This is a genomic window from Enterobacteriaceae endosymbiont of Donacia thalassina (assembly GCF_012568245.1).
Taxonomy (GTDB): Bacteria; Pseudomonadota; Gammaproteobacteria; order Enterobacterales; family Enterobacteriaceae.
This window is the reverse complement of the sequence record NZ_CP046188.1, coordinates 418,632-442,826: the sequence shown is the minus strand read 5'-3', so window position 1 is coordinate 442,826 and position 24,195 is coordinate 418,632. Positions and strand designations below refer to the sequence as shown.

At 17.5% G+C, this 24,195-nt stretch carries 18 protein-coding genes; 9 read left to right on the top strand and 9 right to left on the bottom strand.

Going from position 1 to position 24,195, the window contains the following annotated elements:
• Positions 1–2: 2 nt before the first annotated feature.
• Entirely contained in the window at positions 3–1,376 is a 1,374-nt protein-coding gene (mnmE, locus tag GJU02_RS02130; protein ID WP_168919431.1) for a tRNA uridine-5-carboxymethylaminomethyl(34) synthesis GTPase MnmE, read from the top strand.
• A 5-nt stretch (positions 1,377–1,381) separates the two neighbouring features.
• Positions 1,382–2,200 (top strand): bifunctional DNA-formamidopyrimidine glycosylase/DNA-(apurinic or apyrimidinic site) lyase, encoded by an 819-nt coding sequence (mutM, locus tag GJU02_RS02125; protein WP_168919430.1) that lies wholly within the window; start codon positions 1,382–1,384, stop codon positions 2,198–2,200.
• Between the two features lie 26 nt (positions 2,201–2,226).
• Here mutM and potC read toward each other — a convergent pair whose 3' ends face one another.
• The 5 genes from potC to argS form a co-directional block, all read right to left on the bottom strand.
• Positions 2,227–3,027 carry a spermidine/putrescine ABC transporter permease PotC gene (gene potC, locus GJU02_RS02120; protein ID WP_168919429.1) on the bottom strand — a complete coding sequence of 267 codons (801 nt, stop codon included), beginning with the start codon at positions 3,025–3,027 and terminating at the stop codon, positions 2,227–2,229.
• Positions 3,020–3,886 carry a spermidine/putrescine ABC transporter permease PotB gene (gene potB, locus GJU02_RS02115; protein WP_168919428.1) on the bottom strand — a complete coding sequence of 289 codons (867 nt, stop codon included), beginning with the start codon at positions 3,884–3,886 and terminating at the stop codon, positions 3,020–3,022. Before potB ends, potC begins: the two co-directional genes overlap by 8 nt.
• Positions 3,861–4,988 carry a spermidine/putrescine ABC transporter ATP-binding protein PotA gene (gene potA / locus GJU02_RS02110; RefSeq protein ID WP_168919427.1) on the bottom strand — a complete coding sequence of 376 codons (1,128 nt, stop codon included), beginning with the start codon at positions 4,986–4,988 and terminating at the stop codon, positions 3,861–3,863. Before potA ends, potB begins: the two co-directional genes overlap by 26 nt.
• Before the next feature lie 92 nt (positions 4,989–5,080).
• Positions 5,081–6,178: a tRNA 2-thiouridine(34) synthase MnmA gene (mnmA, locus tag GJU02_RS02105; protein WP_168919426.1), complete on the bottom strand. Its 1,098-nt coding sequence runs from the start codon at positions 6,176–6,178 to the stop codon at positions 5,081–5,083.
• Between the two features lie 86 nt (positions 6,179–6,264).
• Positions 6,265–7,995, bottom strand: coding sequence for an arginine--tRNA ligase (gene argS, locus GJU02_RS02100; protein WP_168919425.1), 1,731 nt, complete (start codon positions 7,993–7,995; stop codon positions 6,265–6,267).
• A 432-nt stretch (positions 7,996–8,427) separates the two neighbouring features.
• Between argS and aspS the strand changes: the two genes are divergently transcribed.
• The 3 genes from aspS to ruvC are packed head-to-tail and all read left to right on the top strand — an operon-like array spanning position 8,428 to position 11,432.
• Positions 8,428–10,173: an aspartate--tRNA ligase gene (gene aspS, locus GJU02_RS02095; RefSeq protein ID WP_168919424.1), complete on the top strand. Its 1,746-nt coding sequence runs from the start codon at positions 8,428–8,430 to the stop codon at positions 10,171–10,173.
• 38 nt (positions 10,174–10,211) lie between these two features.
• On the top strand, positions 10,212–10,922 hold the full coding sequence (locus GJU02_RS02090; RefSeq protein ID WP_168919423.1) for a YebC/PmpR family DNA-binding transcriptional regulator: 711 nt from the start codon (positions 10,212–10,214) through the stop codon (positions 10,920–10,922).
• A 39-nt stretch (positions 10,923–10,961) separates the two neighbouring features.
• Positions 10,962–11,432: a crossover junction endodeoxyribonuclease RuvC gene (gene ruvC / locus GJU02_RS02085; RefSeq protein ID WP_168919422.1), complete on the top strand. Its 471-nt coding sequence runs from the start codon at positions 10,962–10,964 to the stop codon at positions 11,430–11,432.
• Between the two features lie 99 nt (positions 11,433–11,531).
• Here the strand turns inward: ruvC and crr are convergent, their stop codons facing one another.
• From crr to GJU02_RS02070, 3 genes are all read right to left on the bottom strand, one after another.
• Positions 11,532–12,038 carry a PTS glucose transporter subunit IIA gene (gene crr, locus GJU02_RS02080; RefSeq protein WP_168919421.1) on the bottom strand — a complete coding sequence of 169 codons (507 nt, stop codon included), beginning with the start codon at positions 12,036–12,038 and terminating at the stop codon, positions 11,532–11,534.
• Positions 12,039–12,042: 4 nt separating this feature from the next.
• Positions 12,043–13,776, bottom strand: coding sequence for a phosphoenolpyruvate-protein phosphotransferase PtsI (gene ptsI, locus GJU02_RS02075; RefSeq protein ID WP_168919420.1), 1,734 nt, complete (start codon positions 13,774–13,776; stop codon positions 12,043–12,045).
• Positions 13,777–13,915: 139 nt separating this feature from the next.
• Positions 13,916–14,170, bottom strand: a complete 255-nt coding sequence (locus tag GJU02_RS02070) for an HPr family phosphocarrier protein (protein ID WP_168919419.1) — start codon at positions 14,168–14,170, stop codon at positions 13,916–13,918.
• Positions 14,171–14,515: 345 nt separating this feature from the next.
• Here GJU02_RS02070 and lysA point away from each other — a divergent pair, with 345 nt between their 5' ends.
• The gene (gene lysA, locus GJU02_RS02065) at positions 14,516–15,787 is read left to right on the top strand and encodes a diaminopimelate decarboxylase (protein WP_168919418.1); all 1,272 of its coding nucleotides are present in this window, start codon (positions 14,516–14,518) and stop codon (positions 15,785–15,787) included.
• Between the two features lie 43 nt (positions 15,788–15,830).
• Here the strand turns inward: lysA and GJU02_RS02060 are convergent, their stop codons facing one another.
• The gene (locus tag GJU02_RS02060; RefSeq protein ID WP_168919417.1) at positions 15,831–16,508 is read right to left on the bottom strand and encodes a MutH/Sau3AI family endonuclease; all 678 of its coding nucleotides are present in this window, start codon (positions 16,506–16,508) and stop codon (positions 15,831–15,833) included.
• A 70-nt stretch (positions 16,509–16,578) separates the two neighbouring features.
• Here GJU02_RS02060 and lgt point away from each other — a divergent pair, with 70 nt between their 5' ends.
• The 3 genes from lgt to recB are packed head-to-tail and all read left to right on the top strand — an operon-like array spanning position 16,579 to position 24,191.
• A complete protein-coding gene (gene lgt / locus GJU02_RS02055) occupies positions 16,579–17,427 on the top strand; it encodes a prolipoprotein diacylglyceryl transferase (RefSeq protein ID WP_168919416.1) in 849 nt (282 codons plus the stop codon).
• Between the two features lie 16 nt (positions 17,428–17,443).
• Positions 17,444–20,623, top strand: a complete 3,180-nt coding sequence (locus GJU02_RS02050) for an exodeoxyribonuclease V subunit gamma (RefSeq protein WP_168919415.1) — start codon at positions 17,444–17,446, stop codon at positions 20,621–20,623.
• A 13-nt stretch (positions 20,624–20,636) separates the two neighbouring features.
• Positions 20,637–24,191, top strand: coding sequence for an exodeoxyribonuclease V subunit beta (gene recB, locus GJU02_RS02045; RefSeq protein ID WP_168919414.1), 3,555 nt, complete (start codon positions 20,637–20,639; stop codon positions 24,189–24,191).
• Positions 24,192–24,195 lie beyond the last annotated feature (4 nt).

The window sequence follows — 24,195 nt, the reverse complement described above, 5'->3', positions numbered from 1 at the left end:
TCATGGAAAAACAACAAAAATATACAATAATAGCTAAAGCAACTCCTTCAGGTCAAGGTAGTATAGGAGTTATAAGAATATCTGGTGATAAAGCAATAGATGTAATAAAATATATATTAAAATTAAAATATTTAAAACCAAGATATGCATCTTATTTACCTTTTTTTTATAAGAATAAAATTATAGATAAAGGTATAGCATTATGGTTTCCAAAACCTAATTCTTTTACCGGAGAAGATATTTTAGAATTACAATGTCATGGAAATTCTATATTATTAGATTTATTAATAAATGATATCTTAAATATTTCTGGAATTAGAATCGCTTCTCCAGGAGAATTTTCTAAACGAGCATTTTTAAATAAAAAATTTGATTTAACTCAAGCAGAAGCAATCTCTGATATTATTTCAGCTAATTCCAAATCAGCTATCTTTTCAGCAATGAATTTAATGAATGGTAAATTTTCATTTTTATTGAAAAAACTTACAAAAATTATTATTAATTTAAGAGTACAATTAGAATCTTTTCTTGAATTTGATTATAAAATTAAATTTTCTATTTTTTTTAAAGAAATCTTAAAAAAAATAGAAAAATTATTAATATTTTTAACAAGTATTATAAAATATGTAGAAGATGGTATTAGAATTAAAGAAGGAATTAAAATAATATTAATTGGACCACCAAATTCTGGAAAATCTAGTTTAATGAATTTAATTACTAATAAAAATATTTCTATAGTAACTAATATTCCAGGAACAACTAGAGATATTTTACATGAAAATATTTATATAAATTCAGTCCCTATTGAAATTATAGATACTGCAGGAATTAGAGATACCAGTAATCAAATTGAAATTTTAGGTATTAAAAAAACTTTTGAAAAAATTAAAAGTTCTAATTACTTATTTTTAGTAATAGAAGATCAAATGTCAAAAAAAAATTTAAATAAAATTATTAAAAAATATTTAAAAAATTTTATCAAAAATATTCCTATTATCATTATACGTAATAAAATAGATATAACAAATAATATACCAGAAATAATATATGACAATAATAATAAATATACAGTTATAAAAATATCTATTAAAAAAAAAAAAGGTATATCAATATTAATGGATTTTATTAAGAAAAAAATTATAAATATAAATACAAATGAAGATCAATTTACAGCTAGAGAAAGATATTTAAACTCATTAAAATCTATTTATAAATATCTTATAATAGGAAAAAATAATTTTTTAAATACAAATTCGATAGAGTTTTTATCTGAAGATTTTAAATTAATACAGAAAGAATTAGATTCTATTACAGGAAAATTTTATTCTGAAGATTTATTAAATAATATTTTTTCACAATTTTGTGTTGGTAAATAAAACTTATGCCTGAATTACCTGAAGTAGAAGTGATTAAAAATATGATTCTACCTTATTTAAAGGAGAAAATAATCAATTATTCTATAATTAGAACTAAAAAATTAAAATATATTATTCCTAATAATATTATTAAAATAAATAATCAAAAAATTTTAGATATTAAAAGAAGAGGTAGATATATTATCATAATTTTATTAAAAAATACAATTATTATTCATTTAGGTATGACAGGAAAATTATGTATTTTAAATAAAAATGATAATATTTTTTATAGTAAACATGATCATATTGATCTAATTATAGATAATAATTTAATTTTAAGATATACAGATGTTAGAAAATTTGGATTTTGGTTATGGGAAATCAAAAATTATAAAAAAAATGTATTTTTAAAAAAATTAGGAACTGAACCATTAACAACTAAATTTAATAATTTGTATTTATACAATTTTACAAAAAAAAAAAATATTGCTATAAAAATATTATTAATGGATAATAAAATTGTAACAGGAATAGGCAATATATATGCTAATGAGTCTTTATTTTTATCAAAAATATCACCTGTTCGTATTTCTAATACTTTAAATTTTAAAGAAATTACAATTTTAGTAAAAAATATAAAAAATATTTTATATAAATCAATCAAATATGGAGGTTCTACTATCTGTAATTATAAATTACCTAATAATAATATTGGAAATTTTTCCAAATATTTTTTTGTATATGGAAAAAAAGATAAATTATGTAAAATATGTAAAAATAAAATTACTAGAATATTTCAAAGAAATAGAAGTACATTTTTTTGTTATAAATGTCAAAAATAATTATTTTTTATTTAAAATAAAAAAAATTATTCTAAAAAAGATGTAATTTGATTATATGTTTTATATCTTCCTAAAATAATTCTACTTATAATTACTAAAAATAAAGATATTATTATTAATATTGTTGCTAAAACATTAATTTCAGGAGTAATTCCTATTTTTGACATTGAATAAATTTTTAATGGAAGTATTTCATATTCTGGTCCTGTTACAAAAGTTGATATTGTTATATCATCCATAGATAAAGCAAAACTTAATAACCAACTTGAAATAATGGTTGGTAATATTATAGGAAATATAATTTTTATTAAAATAATTATTTCACTAGCACCTAAATCTTTTGCAGCTTCTATCATACGATTATCAAAATCTTCTAATCTTGAATAAATATTAATAACGACATATGGTAAACAAAATGTAATATGTGAAAATAATAAAGACCAAAAACCTAAAGATAAATTTAATAAAATAAATAATAATAATAAAGAAATACCCATTACAATATCAGGAGAAATAATTACTATAAATAATAAAATATTTATAAAAGATTTAATATGAATATTAAAATGGTATAACGATAATGCAGTTAATAATCCCATGAAAGTCGTAATAGTAGCAGTAAGCATACCAATACATAAAGAATGATATGTAACTTCTAATAATGCATAATTATGGATAATTAATTGATACCATTTTATACTAAATCCTTGCCATATAATACCAAAATTAGATTTATTAAAAGAATTTATTATTAATAATATAATAGGTATATAAAAACAAAAATAAATAAGATTTATAAAAATAATTCTACAGATATATTTAAACATTTTTTTTAAATTCCTTTTTATCTAAAAATTTAATAGTTTTAAAATATAATATTAAAAAAATACCCGTAAATAATGTCACTATTGTACTTGTTGCTGCTCCTAATGGCCAATCTCTAATATTTAAAAATTGATTTTTAATAATATTTCCTATTAGCAAATTTTTTGATCCACCCATTAAATCGGAAATATAAAACATACCCATACTAGATAAAAAAACTAAAAGACATCCTGCAATAATTCCTGATGTAGTTAAAGGAATAATTATATAAAGAAATATTTTCCAGGATTGTGCTCCTAAATCCTTTGCCGCTTCTATCCAAAAACGATCTAGTTTTTCAAAACTAGAATATATAGGTACAATCATAAAAGGTAATAAAATATATATTAATCCTAGTATTACAGCAGTAGGAGTATAAATTATATGAATAGGATCTTTAATAATTTTAAAATAAAGTAAAATGTTATTTAAACATCCATTAATTCCTAAAAATATTTTTAAACAATATATTCTAATTAATGAATTAACCCAAAAAGGTAAAAATAAAAAAAATAACATTAAAGATTTTTTTTGAGCAGATATTTTTGTTAAACACCATGCAAATGGATAACCTATTATAAAACATATTATTGTTGTAATTAATGAAATAAAAAAAGAATTTATAAATACTTTAATATATAAGAAATCTAATAAATTTAGATAATTATTAAAAGAAAATTTAAACCTAATTAAATTATAATTTCCTTTTTTTAAAAAACTGATTATAATTATCATTATATTAGGTAATAAAATAAATAATAATAACCAACTTATAATTATAAAAATTGTAATATTTTTAGTATATTCCATTATTTTTTTCATAAGGTAATACAACCTCCCATGTTTCGACCCAATTTATTAACATTTTTTGATTTAAAGAATGATCAAAACAAGGATCATTTTCATTAAAAAATTCACTTACAGTAATAATTTTACCATTTTTTAATTTTAATGTAGATTCTAAAGTCATACCTTTATAATTTTTTTCTTTTATATATCCAATTAAACCTGTAGTTAAATTTGTTTTATTATCAATTTCTTTAATTCTTAAATCTTCAGGTCTTAATAATACATGTATTTTTTCTCCAATAATAACTGGGAATGGGACATGAATATTACATATATAACCTTCTAAATTAGCTAATACTTGATTATTATGTATTTTTTTTAAAATAAAAGCATTAAATATATTTATATCTCCTATAAATTTAGCAACAAATAAATTTTTAGGTTCTTCATATATTTCTCTAGGTGTCCCATCTTGTTCTATTTTTCCATTACGTAATAAAATAATACGATCTGATATACTTAAAGCTTCTTCTTGATTATGTGTAACTAATATAAATGTAATACCTAATTGTCTTTGTAATGCTTTAAGTTCATTTTGCATTTTTTTACGTAATCTATAATCTAAAGCTGATAATGATTCATCTAATAATAATATTCTAGGTTGATTAATTACAGCTCTTGCTATAGCAACTCTTTGTTGTTGGCCTCCAGATAATTCATGAGGTTTTCTATTTATAAATTTTTTTAATTGTACTATATCTAAAATTTTTTCAACTTTATCAATTATTTCTTTATATGTTTTTTTTTGCATTTTTAATCCAAAAGCTATATTATCAAATACGGACATATGAGGAAATAATGCATAGCTTTGAAAAACAGTGTTTATTTGTCTTTTTTCTGCTGGATATTGTGTTATTTCTCTTTTATTAAGAATAATAGAGCCACTATCTACTTTTTCCAAACCTGCTATTAAACGGATAATAGTTGTTTTTCCAGAACCAGAAGGTCCTAATAAAGTAATAAATTCTCCATCATTTATATTTAAATTTAAATTAGAAATAATTTTTTTTCCTGAAAAAGATTTATTAATATTAATTAAATTAATTAATATTTTTTTAAAAGATTTTTTTTCCATAATAATACTCTATTTTATAAAATATTATTTTTTGTTTAATTATTTATTTATATTATTAAAATAATAATTTTAAAATATTAAATTTATTTTAGTTAAATTAATGGAATACCTTTTTCAATAATTCCACCTCCTAAACAAATTTTTCCATAATAAAATACAGCCGATTGTCCTTTTGTAATACTAGAAATAGGGGTATAAAAATATACCTTAATTCTATTATTATTTAAAAAAATAATTTTACATTTAATATCTTTTTGTCGATATCTAGTTTTGATTGTACATTTTTTTTCAAAATTTTTAGGAATAAAATTTATCCAAGTAATTTTTTTTACTATTAAACCAATAAAATATAAATATAAATTTTGTCTATCTTGTATTACAACTAAGGTATTTTTTTTTATATTTTTTTTATAAACATACCATGGTTTATTTTCATAAAATATAGATCCTCCTACTCCAATACCTTTTCTTTGTCCTATAGTATAATGAATTAATCCTTTATGTTTACCTATAATTTGTCCATGAATATTAATTATATCTCCTGATGGAGAAGATATATATTTATTTAAAAAATTTGGAAATTTTTTTTCTCCTATAAAACAAATTCCTGTAGAATCTTTTTTATTAGCATTGATAAATTTAAGTTTATTAGCAAAATATCTTACTTCAGTTTTTTTTAAACCTCCAATAGGAAACAAAATCTTTTTTAATTGTTTTTCTTTAATTGTATATAAAAAATAACTTTGATCTTTATTAGAATCTATTCCCCTTAATAAAAAAAAATTATTTTTTATTTTTTTACAACGTACATAGTGACCTGTACTAATAAAATCAGCTCCTAAATGATTAATAGCAAAATTCATAAAATATTTAAATTTAATAATTTTATTACATAAAATATCAGGATTTGGTGTATTTCCTTTTTTATATTCAGAAATAAATTTTTGAAATACATAATCCCAATATTCTGATGAAAAATTAATTTTATGTAAAGGAATTTTTAATTTTTTACAAATTACTTCTGCATCATATAAATCTTTTTCGATATTACAAATATTATTTGTATCATCCTCTTCCCAATTTTTCATAAATAATCCTTCTACCTGATAATTCTGTTTTTTTAATAACCAGGCAGAAAAAGAAGAATCTATACCACCAGACATTGCAATAATTACTTTTTTTTTAAACATAAATTATGTAAAATAAAATTTTTATATAAAATAATATTAAATAATAGTATTAAAAAAAAAAAAAATATATTTATTATTAATATTTTTTATATTTTTTTTATAGTTTTAATACCTAATAAATATAATCCTCTTTTTAAAAATAACGATGTTAAAAAAACTATTTTTAATCTACTAATTTTTAGTATATGATCCTTAAGATTTAAAATATTACAATTTTCATAAAATAGAGTAAATAATACTGTAATTTTATATAACCAATTACATAATATGTGTGGAGTACCTTTTTTAACAATTTTAAAAATAATTTCTTCAAAATCTAAAAATGATATAGCTAAATTAACTTCATAATGATTTATAAAATTAATTTCTGAATTTAAAAAATTTTTTAAATTAATATTTGATTTCTTTAATAAAGAAATAGCTCTTACATATGCATATTGAATATATAAAGATGTATTACCATCTAAAGATAACATTTTATTCCAACTAAAAATATAATTATTTATTCTATTTTTAGATAAATCAGCATATTTTATTGCTCCAATTCCAATTTTAAAGGATAAATCTTCTAATATTTCTTTTTTAATAGAAGGATTCTTTTTAAGAATGATATTTTTAGCTCTTATAACTGATTCAGTTATTAAATCATTTAATTTTATATTTTCTCCTTCTCTTGTTTTAAAAGGTTTATTATTTTTATTTAAAATCATACCGAACATATGATGTTCTAATTTTATATTTGAAGGAACATATTTTGCTTTTTTAGCTATTTGAAAAATTTGTTTTAAATACTGTTTTTGACGAGAATCTACATAATAAATAATTCTATTTGCTTTAAATTTTTCATAACGATATTTAATACATGCAATATCTGTTGTAGCATAAAGATATGCTCCATCTTTTTTCTGAATAATAACAGCCATTAATTCTCCTTTTATATTTTTTTCTCCCTTTATAGGGATAATAACAGTTCCATTATTATTAATAGCTATACCTTTTTTTTTTAAATCTATAATTAAATCAGATAACATATCATTATATATACTTTCTCCCATAGTATCATGATATGTAAGTTTAATATTAAGTTTTTTATATAATTGGTAATTATAATTCATAGTAATATTAACTATTTTTTGCCATATCTTAAAACAAGAAATATCTTTTTTTTGTAATTTTACTACATATAATCTAGCTTTTTTTGCAAAATTTATATCTTTAACATATTTTTTTTGAGCCTGTTTATATAATTTTTCTATATCAGAAAGTAATAAGTTTGTTTTTTTATTTTTTAATTTTAAAAAAGCTATAAGTATTCCAAAATTTGTTCCCCAATCACCAATATGATTGGATTTTATAACATTATGACCAACAAAAGATAAAATTCTTACAATACAATCTCCTATAATTGTAGATCTTAAATGTCCAACATGCATTTCTTTTGCTATATTAGGACTTGAATAATCAATAACAATATTTTCTGATATAATTTTTTCTGTTAATCCTAATTTTTGAGAATTTATTAATAAATTAATTTGATTTGATAACCAATGTTTATTAATAAAAAGATTAATATATCCTAAATTAGATATTGTAATCTTAGATATTATTGTTTTTATATTCAAATTTTTAACTAATTTAAGAGCTAAATCATTAGGTTTAATTTTTAAATGAATAGCTGCAGATATAATTCCATTAATTTGATAATGTCCTAATTCTTTTTTTTTACATGAACGTAATATTACATTATATTTTTCTGGAATACCTATTTTAACCATAGATTTATGAATTTTCTTAGAAAGAATTTTTTTTATATTCATATATTTCCTATTTTTATTATTTTAATAATATATTAATTATAAATATAATTATTCTTAATATATTAAGTATATATTTATTTTATAAATAAAATTTTATATTATTTTTTTTTAAAATATAAAAATATATTTTTTTATTTTTTATTGATATAATTAACTAATTTTAAATATGTAATTTAAATTTTAAAATATTTAATTTAAATAAAATAATTAAACTATCTAATAAAATATCATATTTTTTAAAAAAATTTTATGTGATTTTATAATTATTAAAATTAATATTTTTAAAATTTTCATAATTTTTAAATAATTCTTTTTAAAAGAATAAATATTTTTATATAAAATTATATATATTTAAATTCAATTATTAAAATATATTTTATACATAAATAATATAAATATTTAACAAATATTTTTAAAATATAGGATTTATGAATGAAAAAAAAAATTTACTGTGGGGAAATTAATAAAAAATATATAAATAAGGAAATTATTCTTTATGGTTGGGTAGATAGTTATAGAAATTTAGGAAAATTAATTTTTATTAATTTAAAAGATAGAGAAGGTGTTATTCAAGCAGTATTTAAACCTCAATATAAAATAGCTTATAGTTTAGCAAGTAAACTACGTAATAATTTTTGTGTAAAAATTAAAGGTAAAATAGTAGAAAGAACAAAAAAAAATAAAAATTTAAATTTATTTACTGGTGAAATAGAAATTATTGTATTTAGTATAATTATACTTAACAAATCTAAATCATTACCTATTGATATTAATATGATTAATACTGAAGAAACTAGATTAAAATATCGATATTTAGATTTAAGACAAATGAAAATGATTAAAATTTTAAAAAAAAGATCTATTGTAGTAAGTTATATTAGAAATTTTCTAGAAAAAAATAATTTTTTAAATATTGAAACTCCTATTTTAACAAATTCAACACCAGAAGGATCAAGAGATTATTTAGTACCAAGTAGAATACATAAACATAATTTTTATGCATTACCTCAATCTCCACAAATTTTCAAACAATTATTAATGATTTCTGGATTAGATCGTTATTATCAAATTGCGAAATGTTTTCGTGATGAAGATTTACGTTCAGATCGTCAACCAGAATTTACACAAATTGATATAGAAATATCTTTTATAAATTCAAAAGTATTTAGAAATTTTATAGAAAAAATGATTTTTTATATATGGAAAAATATAAAAAAAATATCTTTAAATAAATTTAAAGTATTAACTTTTAAAAAATCAATGCAATATTATGGTACAGATAAACCTGATTTAAGAAATAAATTAAAACTTATAGATTTAAATAATTTTTTTATTAAAAAAAATAAAAATAGAATAATTTCAATTTCTATTAAAAATAGATATTTATCTAATTTAAAAATAAAAGATTTAGAAAAATATATATGTTATATTAAAAAATATGGTACAAATGATTTAAATATATTTCAAGTAAATAATAATAAGTTGATAAATATCTTAAATATAAAAGATAATTTTATTATTGATTTAACTAATAGACAAATTGAAGATTTTATTAAAATAAATAAATGTGATCACAATGATATTATTTTTATTGGAACTGAAATTATCAATGATAATATTTCCTCTATGGGACATTTACGCAAAAAATTAGGAAAAGATTTCAATCTTATTGAAAAAAATAAATGGTATCCATTATGGATAATTGATTTTCCTTTATTTAAAAAAGATAAAATAGGTAAATTAGTTTCTATGAATCATCCATTTACATCACCTAAAAATCATTTTATAAAAAATATAGATCTTTTTTTAAAAGAAAATCCTTACAAAATAATATCTGAATCATATGATTTAGTAATTAATGGTTATGAAATAGGAAGTGGTTCTTCACGAATTAATAATTATAAAATACAAAAAAAAATATTTAATTTTCTTAAAATGAATGAATCAATGCAAAAAAAGAATTTTGGTTTTTTTTTAGAAGCTTTAAAATTTGGTACACCTCCACATATAGGAATAGCTTTGGGATTAGATAGATTAATTATGTTATTAACTAATACGAATAATATTCGTGATGTTATTGCTTTTCCAAAAACTACATCAGCAAATTGTTTATTAACTCAAGCTCCTAATAAAATTAATTTTAATCTTTTAAAAGATTTAGGATTATCCTACTTATGATATTGATTTAAAAATAATAATAAAAGGAATATTATTTTATGTCTGGACATAGTAAATGGTCTAATATGCGTTATCGTAAAGCATCTCAAGATAATAAAAAAGATAAAATTTTTTCTAAAATTATTAAAGAATTACATTCAGTAATCAAAATTAGTAAAAATATAAATCCAAAATATAATTCTAAATTACGTTTAATTATCGAAAAAGCATTATCAGTTAATATGAGTAGATCAGTAATTAATAATATTTTGGAAAAAAAAAAAGATAATAAAAAACTAAAAGAAATTTATTATGAAGGTTATGGTCCTGATAATATTGCAATAATGATTTCATGTTTAACAGATAATAATAATAGAACTGTTTCTTTTATACGTAATATTTTAAATAAGATTGGAGGTAATTTAAAACCACAAGGTGCAGTTAGTTATATATTTAAAAAAAAAATTTTTATTTCATATTTATATAAAAATAACTTAAATGATATTATTGATATAGCAGAAAAATTAAAAGCAGAAGATATTCTTTTGAATAAAAAAATTATTCAAATAATTTTTTCAAAAAAAAGATATAAAATTCTTACTAAAGAAATAAAAAATTTTAAAATAAAACCCATAAAAATTAAATTAATTATTAAACCATTTATAAAAAAAAAAATAAATGTTTTAACAAAAAATAAATTAATTGATTTTTTATCTTTATGTAAAAAATGTGAAGATATAAAAAATGTTTATCATGATGCTGAAATTTAGTAAACAAATATTTTCTTATAATAAAAAAAATAAAATATTATGAAAATAATTTTAGGTATTGATCCAGGATCTAGAATTACAGGATATGGTTTAATTAAAAAATTTAAAAATAAAATAATTTATATTAATAGTGGTTGTATTTTAACTTTTAAAATTAATAATTTTCCTACAAGATTAAAAATGATTTATAAAGATATAAGTAAAATAATAAAAAAATTTAAACCTGATAATTTTGCTATAGAACAAATTTTTATGTCTAAAAATGCAGATTCTGCATTAAAATTAGGACATGCAAGAAGTGCGGCAATAATTTCAGCTGTGAATCATAATCTTAATGTATTTGAATATTCAGCAAGTAAAGTTAAAATGACTATTACCGGTTTCGGACATGCAAATAAAAAACAAATACAAGACGCAGTTTTTATGTTATTAAAATTACCTTATTATCCAAAAAAAGATGAAGCTGATGCATTAGCAATTGCAATTACACATAGTCTTATTCATTTATAAAAAAATTATTTTAAATATTTTATATTTGTTTGTAAATATTTAAATGACATTTTTTAATAATTATTTTTTATTATTAAAAAATGCTTTTTTAAAAATTTTTTATTTATAAACATTTAAAATAGGATCAATACCAGCAATAACATTTCCAGAATATTTTATTATTTTATTAATTTTTTCAACATTAGAAATTATTACTGGAGTATATATAGATTTAGCTTTTTTTTTTAAAAAATTCAAATCTAATTCAATAATGATTTCACCTTTTTTAACTACATTATTTTTTTTTAAATCAAATTTTCTTATAAATCCTAGACCTTTTAAATTTACTGTATCAATACCAAAATGCACAAATAATTCTATCCCATTTAATGTTTTTATTGAAAAAGCATGATTAGTTTCAAAAATATTACCAATAATTCCATCAATAGGAGCAACTATAATATTACCAGTAGGATTAATAGCAACACCATCTCCTACAATTTTATCTGAAAATACAACATCAGGAACTTTTTCTATATCTATTATATTTCCTGAAATAGGAGCAAATATTTTAGTAATTTCAATTTTTTTTTGTTTTTTTTTAAAAAAATTAGAAAAAATATTCATTTGATTACCCTTTAGAAAAATTATTTTTTTTATTAAATTTTAATAATAAATTCTTAATATTTTTAATTGTAGGTTGTAATAAAACATCATTAACTAATTCTTTTACTTTTCTTATTTCTATATTACGAATAATATTTTTGATTTTTGGGATAGAAATAGCACTCATACTAAGTTCATCTAACCCCATTCCTAATAATACAGGTATAAAACATTCATCACTTGCTAATTCTCCACACATTCCTGTCCATTTTCCTTCTGCATGTGAAGCATCTATTACTTTCTTAATTAAAAATAATATAGCAGGATGAATAGGATTATATAAATGCGAAATTAAATCATTTCCTCGATCCACAGCTAATGTATATTGAGTTAAATCATTAGTTCCTATACTAAAAAAATCTATTTCTTTTATTAAATAATGAGCTATTATAGCTGAGGCAGGTGTTTCTATCATTATTCCTATAGGAATATTTTTATTAAAATTATATTTTTGTTTTTGTAATTGTTTTTTCAAAAAATTTAATTCTTCTTTTAAGAATAAAACTTCTTCTACTGAAATAATCATAGGAAACATTATATATAATTTCCCAAAAATAGAAGCTCTTAGAATAGCTCTTAATTGTGTATGTAAAATATCTTTACGATCTATACTTATTCTAATCGCTCTATAGCCTAAAAATGGATTTTCTTCTTTAGGTAAATTCATATATGGAATTTTTTTATCACCTCCTATATCCATAGTTCTAATAATAACTGATTTATTACTCATACTTTTAGCTATAGATTTATAAATATAAAATTGTTCTTCTTCTGTAGGTAAAGAATTACGATTCATAAATAAAAATTCTGTTCTATATAATCCAATACCGTCAGCACCATTTTTAATAACATTATTTAATTCTTTTAATGATCCTATATTAGCACATATTTTAACTTGATAATTATCTTTAGTTTTAGCTGGTAAATTACTATTTTTTTTAAATTTTTCTTTTTCTATTATATATTTATTATATAATATTTTTTTTTCTTTAATTTTATTAATAGAAGGATTTATATAAATAGAATTATTAATACTATCTAAAATAATATAATCATTTGTTTTAACTTTAGTAGTTATATTACCGGTACCAACAATAGCTGGTATTTCTAATGAACGTGCCATTATAGCTGTATGAGAAGTTTTACTTCCTAAATCAGTAATAAAACCTAAAATTTTTTTTAAATTTAACTGAGCTGTTTCTGATGGTGTAAGATCTTTTGCAATTAAAATTACTTTTTCACTTATTTCATTTAAATTAAGAATATTTAAATTTAAAATGTTTTTTACTAAACGATCTCCAATATCTTTTATATCAATAATTCTTTCTTTTAAATACTTATCATTTAAATTTTCTAATATTTTAATTTGAGATTTTATTACTGAATCTACAGCAGCATCTGCTGATAATAAATTATTTTTTATTAAAAAAATAATTTCTTTTGTCATTTCTTCATCTTCTAAAAAAAGAATATGTCCATCAAGAATTAATTCTTTTTCAGAATTTAAATCCTGTAATAATTTTTCTTTTATTTTTTCTATTTGTTTTATAGATTTTTTCTGGCTATTTAAAAATTTATTAATTTCTATATTAATTTGATTATCAGTAATTTTATTACGATTAATAATAATATTATCTTTTTTTAATAAAAAAGCTTTACCAAAAGAAATACCAGGAGAAGCTAAAATTCCTGAAATCATATTTTTTACCTCTATTAATTATATAATAATTTTATATTAAATATTAATAAAATAAAATTTAAATAATTTTATATATTACTAATTAATTTAATTAGAGAAATAATTTTAAAAATTATATTTTATAAAACTAAAAAATTTTTTATAATTTTTGAATAATTTTAGTCAAATGTTCTATAGCATTTTTTTCATCTATTCCTGAAGTTTTTAAAATAATTAAAGTTCCTTTAGTTAATCCTAAAGTTTGTATTTTAAATAAACTTTTAGCATTTACTGTTTTCCCTTTAGATGTAATTGTAATATCTGATATAAAATTTTTAGCTTCTTTTACAAAGATTGCTGCTGGACGAGTGTGAAAACCATGATTATTATGAATAATAATTTCTTTTTGTAACATTATTTTTCCCTGAATTTCAATATATTAAAAAATTTATATAATTTAAGTTTAAAATATTATTTTATTAATAATAAATTAAATTATAATAAATTCTTTTAGTAAATTATATAAATAATTATTATTTATTTTAAATATTTTATTTTATAAATAACATAGATAAAGTATCTTGGCTACTAAATTTATTAAAGTCTATATTTATATTAACAAATTTTAAAATATCTGTATCATTATAAATTAATATTAATATTTTTTTATTTATATAAATATGAATAGTTATATAATTAATTATATAAATATTTATTATAAATATTTTTTATAGAATATTATAATTTATAAGGTATAAAAATGAAAATACATATTTTTGATAAAAATTATAATAAAAATAATATTGCAATTGAAACTATTTTATTTCTAATAAAGAAATATAAAACACCTTTTTGGTTATATTGTGCAGAAAACATAAAAAAAAAAATTTTACAATTAAAAAATTTTGATATAATAAGATTTGCACAAAAATCTTGTTCTAATATAAATATTTTAAAACTCATGAAATATGAGGGAGTTAAAGTAGATGCTATTTCATTAGGTGAAATAGAAAGAGCATTAATTGCTGGATATAATCCAAAAAATATAGATGATATTGTATTTACATCTGATATTTTTGATAAACAAACATTAAAACGTATCATTGAACTAAATATTACTGTAAATATTGGTTCAATAGATATGTTACATCAATTAGGTAATATTTCAAAAGGTCATAATATATGGTTAAGAATTAATCCTGGTTTTGGTAATGGGCATAATAAAAGGACAAATACTGGAGGTGAAAATAGTAAACATGGTATTTGGTATGCAGATTTAAAAAAATCAATTTATTTTATAAAAAAATATAATTTAAATTTAATTGGAATACATATGCATATAGGTTCAGGAGTTAATTATAAACATTTACAAAAAGTATGTGATTCAATGTTAGAGTATGTATTACAACCTTACATGCCAAAAATTAATATGATATCAGCTGGTGGAGGATTATCTATACCATATAAAAAAAATGATATTGAAGTTAATACTAATCATTATTTTAAATTATGGAATAATACCAGAAATATTATTACTAATATTTTTAAAAAAAATATAAAATTAGAAATTGAACCAGGAAGATTTTTAGTAGCAGAATCAGGAGTTTTAATTTGTCAAGTATGTGCTATAAAAAATATAAAAAATAAAAGATTTGTTATAGTAGATGCCGGTTTTAATGATTTTATTAGACCAGTAATGTATGGTAGTTATCATTATATATCTGCTATTTCTTATTTAGGTAAAGATATGTCTAATTATCCAAAAATAAATACTGTTATTGCTGGTCCTTTATGTGAATCAGGAGATATATTTACACAACTAGATAATGGTGAAATTTCTTATTTTAAATTACCTCTAGTCGTTAGAGGCGATTATTTAATATTTCATGATACTGGAGCCTATGGTGCCTCAATGTCTTCTAATTATAATAGTAGACCTTTGATTCCCGAAATTTTACTTGAAAATAATATTCCAAAAATTATTAGACGTCGTCAAAAAATACAAGAATTAATAAATTTAGAATTATTTTAATAATATTTTTATTTTATAATTATATTAATTATTTTTATAAAAATTATAAGTTTCTCTTTATTAAAGAATTTAAAAATTTTTTTTTTAAATAAAAAGATTTAGGAATAATAGATATAATTTCACCCATACTATTTATAGTTTTAGTTAATTGTCTTTTTATCCCTTTATTTTTTACTAATAAAATAAAACCATTATAAGAATTTATATTTGTTATTTCTCCTAAAATTAATAATTTCATTAAATTATTCCAATCATAATTTAATTTTATTTTTTCATCTATAGATGGTGTCCAAAAAAATGGTTTTCCTATTTTTCTCATTAGAATAGGAGTATTGATATTTTTAATGATAATAGGTATCCATAAAATTTTAGATAATTTATTATATAAATTACTTTTATAAAAAAGTACAACATTTTTATTTACTAAAGGAAAAGAACAAATAAAAATATCATTTATTATTTTGTTTTTTATATTAATAGTTATTGTTTTAATTTCTATACCAAGGTATGGTATATCTTGATTTAAAAAATTATTATTTTTTTTACCTATCAAATAAAATTCAATTAATTTTCCTATTATTCCTTTATCTTTTTTAAAATTATCAGATATTTTATAATTTAACCATCTGATAATATCTATTATATAATATCCTGTGATTAATTTTGCTCTTAAAAAAAGAATATTTTCATTAGGAACTAAGTTAGAAAAAATTTTTTTCATATATATAAATTTTATTTATAAATAAATATATTATATATTATATTAATATTACAAATTTATCTATGTTAAAATGTATAAAAAATATTTTATATTTCCCCAGATAAATCCAATTTTTTTAAAAATAAATAAAATTAGTATTTATTGGTATGGAATTATGTATTTAATTAGTTTTATCTTTATAAAAAAAATTTCTTATATAAGAAATAAGAATAATAATTTTTGGAAAAAAAAAGAACTTTTTGATTTATTAAATTTTTGTTTTTTAGGTTTATTACTAGGAGGAAAAATAGGGTGTACATTATTATATAATGTACATGAATTTATTAAAAATCCAATTATTTTAATTAAAATTTGGACAGGGGGGATGTCTTTTTTTGGAGGTTTAATAGGTACTATTATAGTAATATTTTTTATTTCTTATACAAAAAAAAAAAAATTTTTAAAAATTACTGATTTTATAGCACCTATGATCCCAATTGGAATTGGGATGGGAAGAATAGGTAATTTTATTAATAGTGAATTATGGGGAAAAGTTACAAATGTTCCATGGGCCGTTATATTTCCTAATTCAACTGAAAAAGATATAATTTATCTTCAAAAAAATTTAAAATATCAAGATATATTTATAAAATATGGTCATTTACCTAGACACCCAACTCAAATTTATGAATGTCTTTTAGAAGGTATAATTTTATTTTTAATTTTAAATATAATTTTTAAAAAAAATATTTTTATAGGATACAAATCAAGTTTATTTTTATTTTTTTATGGTATAATAAGATTTTATATAGAATATTTTAGAGAACCTGATATTCAATTTATGTTTTTTTATAATCATATTATTTTAACTATAAATCAGTTATTATCAATAAGTATTATACTTATTGGATTAATTATGTTTATAAAAAATTTAATTTAATTAAATATAATTTAATATGTTTACAACTTATTATTCAAATAATATTAATATTTTATTAAATATCATAAAAATACAAGTTAAAAAAAAACCTTTAAAAAATCCTTTAACTCCAGAAATAGTATTATTTGATCAATATAAAAATTTTTCGAAATTAATAGAAATTCATTTCTCAAAAATTTTTCAAATATATGGTAATATTTGTTTTACTTCTCTTGATAAATTTATTTGGACTATATTTATAAAAATAATCCCTAGTATTTCTAAAGATAAGATTTTATCTAAAGAAAATATTGTTTGGTTAATATTATTACTAATTCCCAAACTAATATCTACTAAAGAATTTATAAATTTTAAAAAAAATTTTGGATCTAAAATTAAAAATTTTAATTATTTATTTCAATTATCTACTCAAATTTCTAATTTATATGATAATTATCAAAAATATAAACCAGAATTATTATTTTTGTGGGAAAAAAAAAAATTCTATATGTCATTAGATAACGAACATCAAATATGGCAAGCAAAGTTATGGCGAACATTATTACAGTATTACAAAAATATTTTAGGTAAAAAATTATGGTATTATGGAGAATTATATAATTTTTATCAAAAACATAAAAAAGATATAATCTTAAAAAATAACACTCTTCCAGAAAGAATATTTATATTAGATATACAAAATATTCCCTTAATATATTTAAATTTATTAAAAAAAATAGAAAAATATATGGAAATACATATTTTAATTTGTAGTCCTTCTAAATATTACTGGGGGAATTTAAAAAAAAATACAAATTTAAAAAATAAAAAAAATATTAATTTTAATTCATTATTATTTTCTTGGGGTAATTATTATTTAAATAATATAAATAAATTAATAAATCTATCATCTAGATATATTGAATCATTTGTAGAAAATGATCGTTTAAATTTATTAAATAATATAAAAAATGATATTTTATTTTTAAATGAAAATAATTTTAAATTTAAGAAAAAAATTCACTATTTAGATAAATCTATTCAAATAAATATTTGTGAAGATTTGTATACAGAAACAAAATTATTATATAATAATATATTATATACTTTAAAAAAAAATAAACATTATTTTTTACATGATATTATTGTTATATCTCCTAATTTAAAATTATATGTTCCTTTTATTAACTCAATATTTAAAAATATTAATATACCTATAAATATATATTCTAATATAGAAAAAATAAAAAATTTAGATATTTTAAATAAATTTTTATTTTTATTAAAATTACCTTATAAAGATTTAACTCCTAAAGAAATATTTTTTTTATTAGATGATAATTATATATCTAATAAATTTTTTTTAAATAAAGAGGATTTAGAATATTTACATTATTGGGTAAAAGATTTAGGTATTAAATATAATATAAATATTAAAAATTTTAATAATATTTCCTTACCTAAGGATCAATATACGTGGAAATTAGGTATATATCGTATATTTTTAGGTTTTACTTTAAATCAAGATATAGGAAAATGGAAAAACTTAATTCCATATAATATATCTAATGGATTATCAAAAGAATTAATAGGAAAATTTCTTTATTTTTTAATCAAAATTGAAAAATGGAAGAAAAAACTTAATAAAAAATTTTCTTTAAAAAAATGGAAAAATATTTTATTAAATCTATATCATGATTTTTTTCCTAAAAATAAATTTATAAATAAAAATATATATTTTATTTTAAAAAAAATTTTTTTATTCCTTGATCAAGGTATAAATATAAAATATAAAAAAAAAATTTCTATTAAAATAATCATACAAAAAACTAAAATTTTTATTAAAAAGAAACATCAAAATTTTTTATTTTCTGTAAATAAACTTAATTTTTGTCCTTTAAATATACTACAAAATATGTATTTTAAACAAGTTTTTATAATAGGAATGAATAATGATTATTTTCCAAATAAGAAATATCCTATTATATTTGATTTAATACAAAATAATTATTATAAAAAAGAAAAAAATTATTTAGATGAAGATAAAAATTTATTTTTAAAATTAATTATTTCTACAGAAAATAAACTATTTATCAGTAATACAAATAATAATCCAACTAATAATAATTTGTCTAGTATAGTTAATAAATTATTATTATATATTTCTAAAAATTATTTTATAAAAGAAAAAAAAATTAGTACAAATATTATTAAATATTTTTATAGAAAATATAATTATAAAAATAATAATCCTCTCAATAATCGAAAAAATAAAATTATACACGATCATAATATTAATAAAATAAAACCAATAAAAATTTTAGAATTAAAGATTAATAATTTAATTAATTTTTGGAAACATCCTATTAAAGGTTTTTTTAATCAAAGATTAAAAATATATTTAAAAAATTTAAATGATATAGAAATATCCAATACAGAACCGTTTACTGTTAACTATTTACAAGAATATATTATAAATAAAAAAATATTACGTGCCTTAATTTTAAATGAAAATCTTAATAATTTATATTATTTTTATTTAAATAATGGTATTTTACCTTATGGAGTCTATGGAGAAATATGGTGGGAAGAAAGAATATATAAAATGAATCAAATTTTTAATAATAAATTTAAAAAATATAAATATACAGAAAAATTATTTTTAATTAATTTTAAAATTTTAAATATTATATTAAAAGGTAAGATTAAATATTTTAGTTATAAAAATGGATTAATTAAATTTGAACCTAAAATAATAGATATTAAAGTTATTATTGATCTTTGGGTTAAATATTTAATTTTATGTGCAAATAATATTGATAATAAAAAAATAAATTTATTTATTTATGGTTTAAAAAAAACAAAATTTAATTTTCAATTTTTAACAAAAAATAAAGCTATTTTTTTATTAGAAAAATATATTAATGGTTACTTAACAGGTATAAATAATCCTATTTTTTTACCTATGAAAAGTTCTTGGATATGGATAACTCATTGTTATGATAAAAAAAATAAATGTATTAATAACAATTATTTAATACAAAATAAAGCAAAAAAAAAATTTTTTTATTATTGGAATAGAAATAATAGTTTCATTAATGAAAAAAACGATCCATATTTTCAAAAATTAAATTTTAATTTAAATGAAAAAGAATGGATAAAAACAATAAAATTAATAGAAAAATGGATGATTGATTTACTATATTACAGTAATTAATTAAAATAATAAAATGTCAAAAAACTTAATAAAATTTAAAGAATTTAATCCTTTCAAAAAAAAATTAGAAGGTCAATATCTTATCGAAGCTTCTGCTGGCACTGGAAAAACATTTACTATTATTATTTTATATTTAAGAATGCTTTTAGGATTATATAAAAAAAATAATAATACACTTCCATTACCATTAACTGTTGAACAAATTTTAGTAGTAACTTTTACTGATACTGCTACACAAGATTTATGTAAAAGAATAAAAAATAGTATTCATATATTAAGAAAAGGATGTTTAAAAAAAAAAAGTAAATATAAAATTATAAATAACTTTATAAAAAAAATTAAAAATCATAAAATAGCTAGTGATTTATTATTAAAAGCTGAATTAAATATGCATAATGCATCTATTTACACAATACATTCTTTTTGTAAAAAAATTTTAAATTTTAAAAATTATGAAATTTATGATTTTTTCTCCAATAAAAAAATTATTAGTGATGAATTAATTTTACAACAAAGAGCATCTATAAATTTTTGGAGAAAATATTTTTATAAATTACCAAAAAAAATAGCAAGAATAGTTTTTTCTTATTGGAAATCACCTTTAAATCTATTAAATACATTAACTCCATTTTTATCAAAAAAATCAAAACCAATAATAAAATATTCAGTTAAAAATAAAAATTTTTATACACAATTTTATAAAAATTTAAAATATATTAAAATAATTAAAAAATATTGGATAAAATATAAAAATAATATAATTGATATTATTACTAACTCAAATATTAATAAACATATTTACAATACAAAATTAATAAATATATGGATAAATATTATTGATTTATGGAGTTTAACAAAAAACAATAACAATTATTATCCTAAAGAATTATATAGATTTTCTCAAAAAACATTAATTAGTAAAACAAATAAAAATATAAAAATTCCAAAATATATATTATTTAAATATATAGATATTTTTTTAAAAAAATTTATTAATATAAAATTCTTAATAATTATTAAAGCAATTAAATACATAAATCAATATATAAAAAAAAAAAAAGAAATAAATCATGTAATGAGTTTTAATGATTTATTAGTTATTTTAAATAAAGGATTAAATAGTAAATTTGGTATAAAAATTGCACAAGATATAAGAAAATTATTTCCTGTAATATTAGTAGATGAATTTCAAGATACAGATATACAACAATATAATATTTTAAAAAAAATATATTTTAATAAATTAAATAATATTATGATATTAATTGGTGACCCTAAACAAGCTATATATTCATTTAGAGAAGCAGATATTTTTACTTATTTAAAAGCTTCATTTGAAATAAAAAATTGTTATACATTAAAAAATAACTGGCGTTCTTCAAGTACTATGGTAAATAGTATAAATAAATTATTTTCTAATAGATCTTACCCTTTTTTATTTAAAAATATTGTTTTTCATCCTATTAATTATACAATTAAAAAATTAAATTATAATTTTATTGTTAATAACAAGATTAAACCTGGTATTACTTTTTGGTTTATAAATAAAATATTAGATATTAATTTATATAAACAAAAAATGGCATATACATGCGCATATAAAATATGTAAATTAATAATTTTAGGAGAAAAAAATAAAGCATTTCTTCAAAAAAATTTTAAAAATAAAAAAATTAATATTTCAGATATAACAATCTTAGTAAGAAATCGTTTTGAAGCTTCTATTTTACAGAAAGAATTTATAAAATTTAATTTACCATCTGTATATTTATCTAATTCAGACAATATATTTGAAAAACAAGAAGCAAAAGAATTAGTTTTATTATTAAAAACTATTTTAAACCCATATAAAAGACAAAAAATTATTAATTTTTTATCTAGTACATTATTTAATATTAATTGGTTTTTTTTACAAGATGATAAAAAAGATTTTTATATAGAAAAAATAATTAATAAATTTATTAATTATAAATTAATATGGGAAAAACAAGGTATTTTAAATATGTTAGAAAAAATTTTTATAAAAGATACTTTTTTTTATAAAATAAACATCATAAATAATTTTACCGAAAAAAAAATAAAAAATATTTTATATTTAGGAGAATTAATACAAAAATCATGTATTAATATAATAAATTGTAATCAAGTAGTAGAATGGTTATTACAACAAATAATATATACCGATAAAAATATATTAAATCAACAAATAAAATCTAATTTTTATAATAATAAAAAAATAAAAATTATGACAATACATAAATCAAAAGGATTACAATTTCCTATTATTTGGTTACCATTTATTTCTTCAAATATTATAGAATTTATAAATAAAGATGCTATATTTTATCATGATAGAAAAAATTTTAAATTAATTTTAGATTTTAAAAAAGATAAAGAAAGTAAAAAATTTTTTTTAGAAGAATCATTAGCAGAAAATTTAAGATTATTATATGTGTCACTAACAAGATCAATTTTTCATTGTAGTATTGGTATTTCTAATCTTAAAATTTTTAATCTTAAAAAATTAAATTTATATATAAAATATTTTAATGCTTTAGATTTTTTGCTTAAAAAAAAAAATGATATTTCTAATATAGAATTTAAAAAAATTTTAGATAATTTAAAAAATAAAGATATTTTTATTAAAATTATAAAAAAAAATGATTTATTAAAAATAAATAATAAAAGTTTAAAAAAAAAAAAAAATAAATTATTATTTACATCTCAAATTAATAATTTTTTTTATAAAAATAAAGTAATATTTAGTTTTTCTAAAATAAAAAATCAACAAACTAATAATATTAGTTATTTAACTAATAATTTAAAATATAAATTTTTAAATACAAATGAAAAAAAAATAAAAAAAACACAATATAATTTTCCTTGTGGAAAACAAATAGGAATTACTTTACATAGTATTTTAGAAAAAATAGATTTTACTAAAAAAATTTCTAGAAAATTTATTAAACAAGAATTAATAAAAAAAAATATTAATTCTATTTGGCATATTATGATAACTAATTGGTTTAATAATATTATTAAAACTCCAATAGGTAATAAAAAAATTATTTTAAATAAAATAAATAATAAAAACAAAAAAACAGAATTTAAATTTTATTTATCTATAAAAAATCTATTTTCTTCTATAAAATATAATTATATTATAAATAAATATGATCTAAATTCTTTTAAATTACCTACATTAAAATTTGAAATGATAGAAGGATTTTTATCTGGAATAATAGATTTAATTTTTTTATGGGAAAAAAAATATTATATTTTAGATTATAAATCAAATTGGTTAGGTAATAGTTATATAGATTATAGAAAAAAATATATTGAAAATGATATATGTTTAAATCGTTATGATATACAATACCAAATCTATTCTTTAGCTTTACATAAATATTTAAAATATCGTATTAGTAATTATAGTTATGATAAATATTTTGGAGGAGTAATATATCTCTATATTAGAGGTATAAATAATAAAGAAAATAAAAATGGTATCTGGGAAACGAAACCCTCTTTTCAATTAATTAATGAATTAAATAAATTATTTATTTAAATTA

Bases quoted from the DNA above. Each gene is read 5' to 3' on its own strand.
- aspS (WP_168919424.1), top strand. From the start codon at position 8,428: ATGAAAAAAAAAATTTACTGTGGGGAAATTAATAAAAAATATATAAAT.
- recB (WP_168919414.1), top strand. From the start codon at position 20,637: ATGTCAAAAAACTTAATAAAATTTAAAGAATTTAATCCTTTCAAAAAA.
- mnmA (WP_168919426.1), bottom strand. From the start codon at position 6,178: ATGTTTAAAAAAAAAGTAATTATTGCAATGTCTGGTGGTATAGATTCT.
- crr (WP_168919421.1), bottom strand. From the start codon at position 12,038: ATGAATATTTTTTCTAATTTTTTTAAAAAAAAACAAAAAAAAATTGAA.
- GJU02_RS02060 (WP_168919417.1), bottom strand. From the start codon at position 16,508: ATGAAAAAAATTTTTTCTAACTTAGTTCCTAATGAAAATATTCTTTTT.
- GJU02_RS02050 (WP_168919415.1), top strand. From the start codon at position 17,444: ATGTTTACAACTTATTATTCAAATAATATTAATATTTTATTAAATATC.
- argS (WP_168919425.1), bottom strand. From the start codon at position 7,995: ATGAATATAAAAAAAATTCTTTCTAAGAAAATTCATAAATCTATGGTT.
- potA (WP_168919427.1), bottom strand. From the start codon at position 4,988: ATGGAAAAAAAATCTTTTAAAAAAATATTAATTAATTTAATTAATATT.
- mnmE (WP_168919431.1), top strand. From the start codon at position 3: ATGGAAAAACAACAAAAATATACAATAATAGCTAAAGCAACTCCTTCA.
- potC (WP_168919429.1), bottom strand. From the start codon at position 3,027: ATGTTTAAATATATCTGTAGAATTATTTTTATAAATCTTATTTATTTT.
- mutM (WP_168919430.1), top strand. From the start codon at position 1,382: ATGCCTGAATTACCTGAAGTAGAAGTGATTAAAAATATGATTCTACCT.
- potB (WP_168919428.1), bottom strand. From the start codon at position 3,886: ATGAAAAAAATAATGGAATATACTAAAAATATTACAATTTTTATAATT.
- GJU02_RS02090 (WP_168919423.1), top strand. From the start codon at position 10,212: ATGTCTGGACATAGTAAATGGTCTAATATGCGTTATCGTAAAGCATCT.
- ruvC (WP_168919422.1), top strand. From the start codon at position 10,962: ATGAAAATAATTTTAGGTATTGATCCAGGATCTAGAATTACAGGATAT.
- GJU02_RS02070 (WP_168919419.1), bottom strand. From the start codon at position 14,170: ATGTTACAAAAAGAAATTATTATTCATAATAATCATGGTTTTCACACT.
- lgt (WP_168919416.1), top strand. From the start codon at position 16,579: ATGTATAAAAAATATTTTATATTTCCCCAGATAAATCCAATTTTTTTA.
- ptsI (WP_168919420.1), bottom strand. From the start codon at position 13,776: ATGATTTCAGGAATTTTAGCTTCTCCTGGTATTTCTTTTGGTAAAGCT.
- lysA (WP_168919418.1), top strand. From the start codon at position 14,516: ATGAAAATACATATTTTTGATAAAAATTATAATAAAAATAATATTGCA.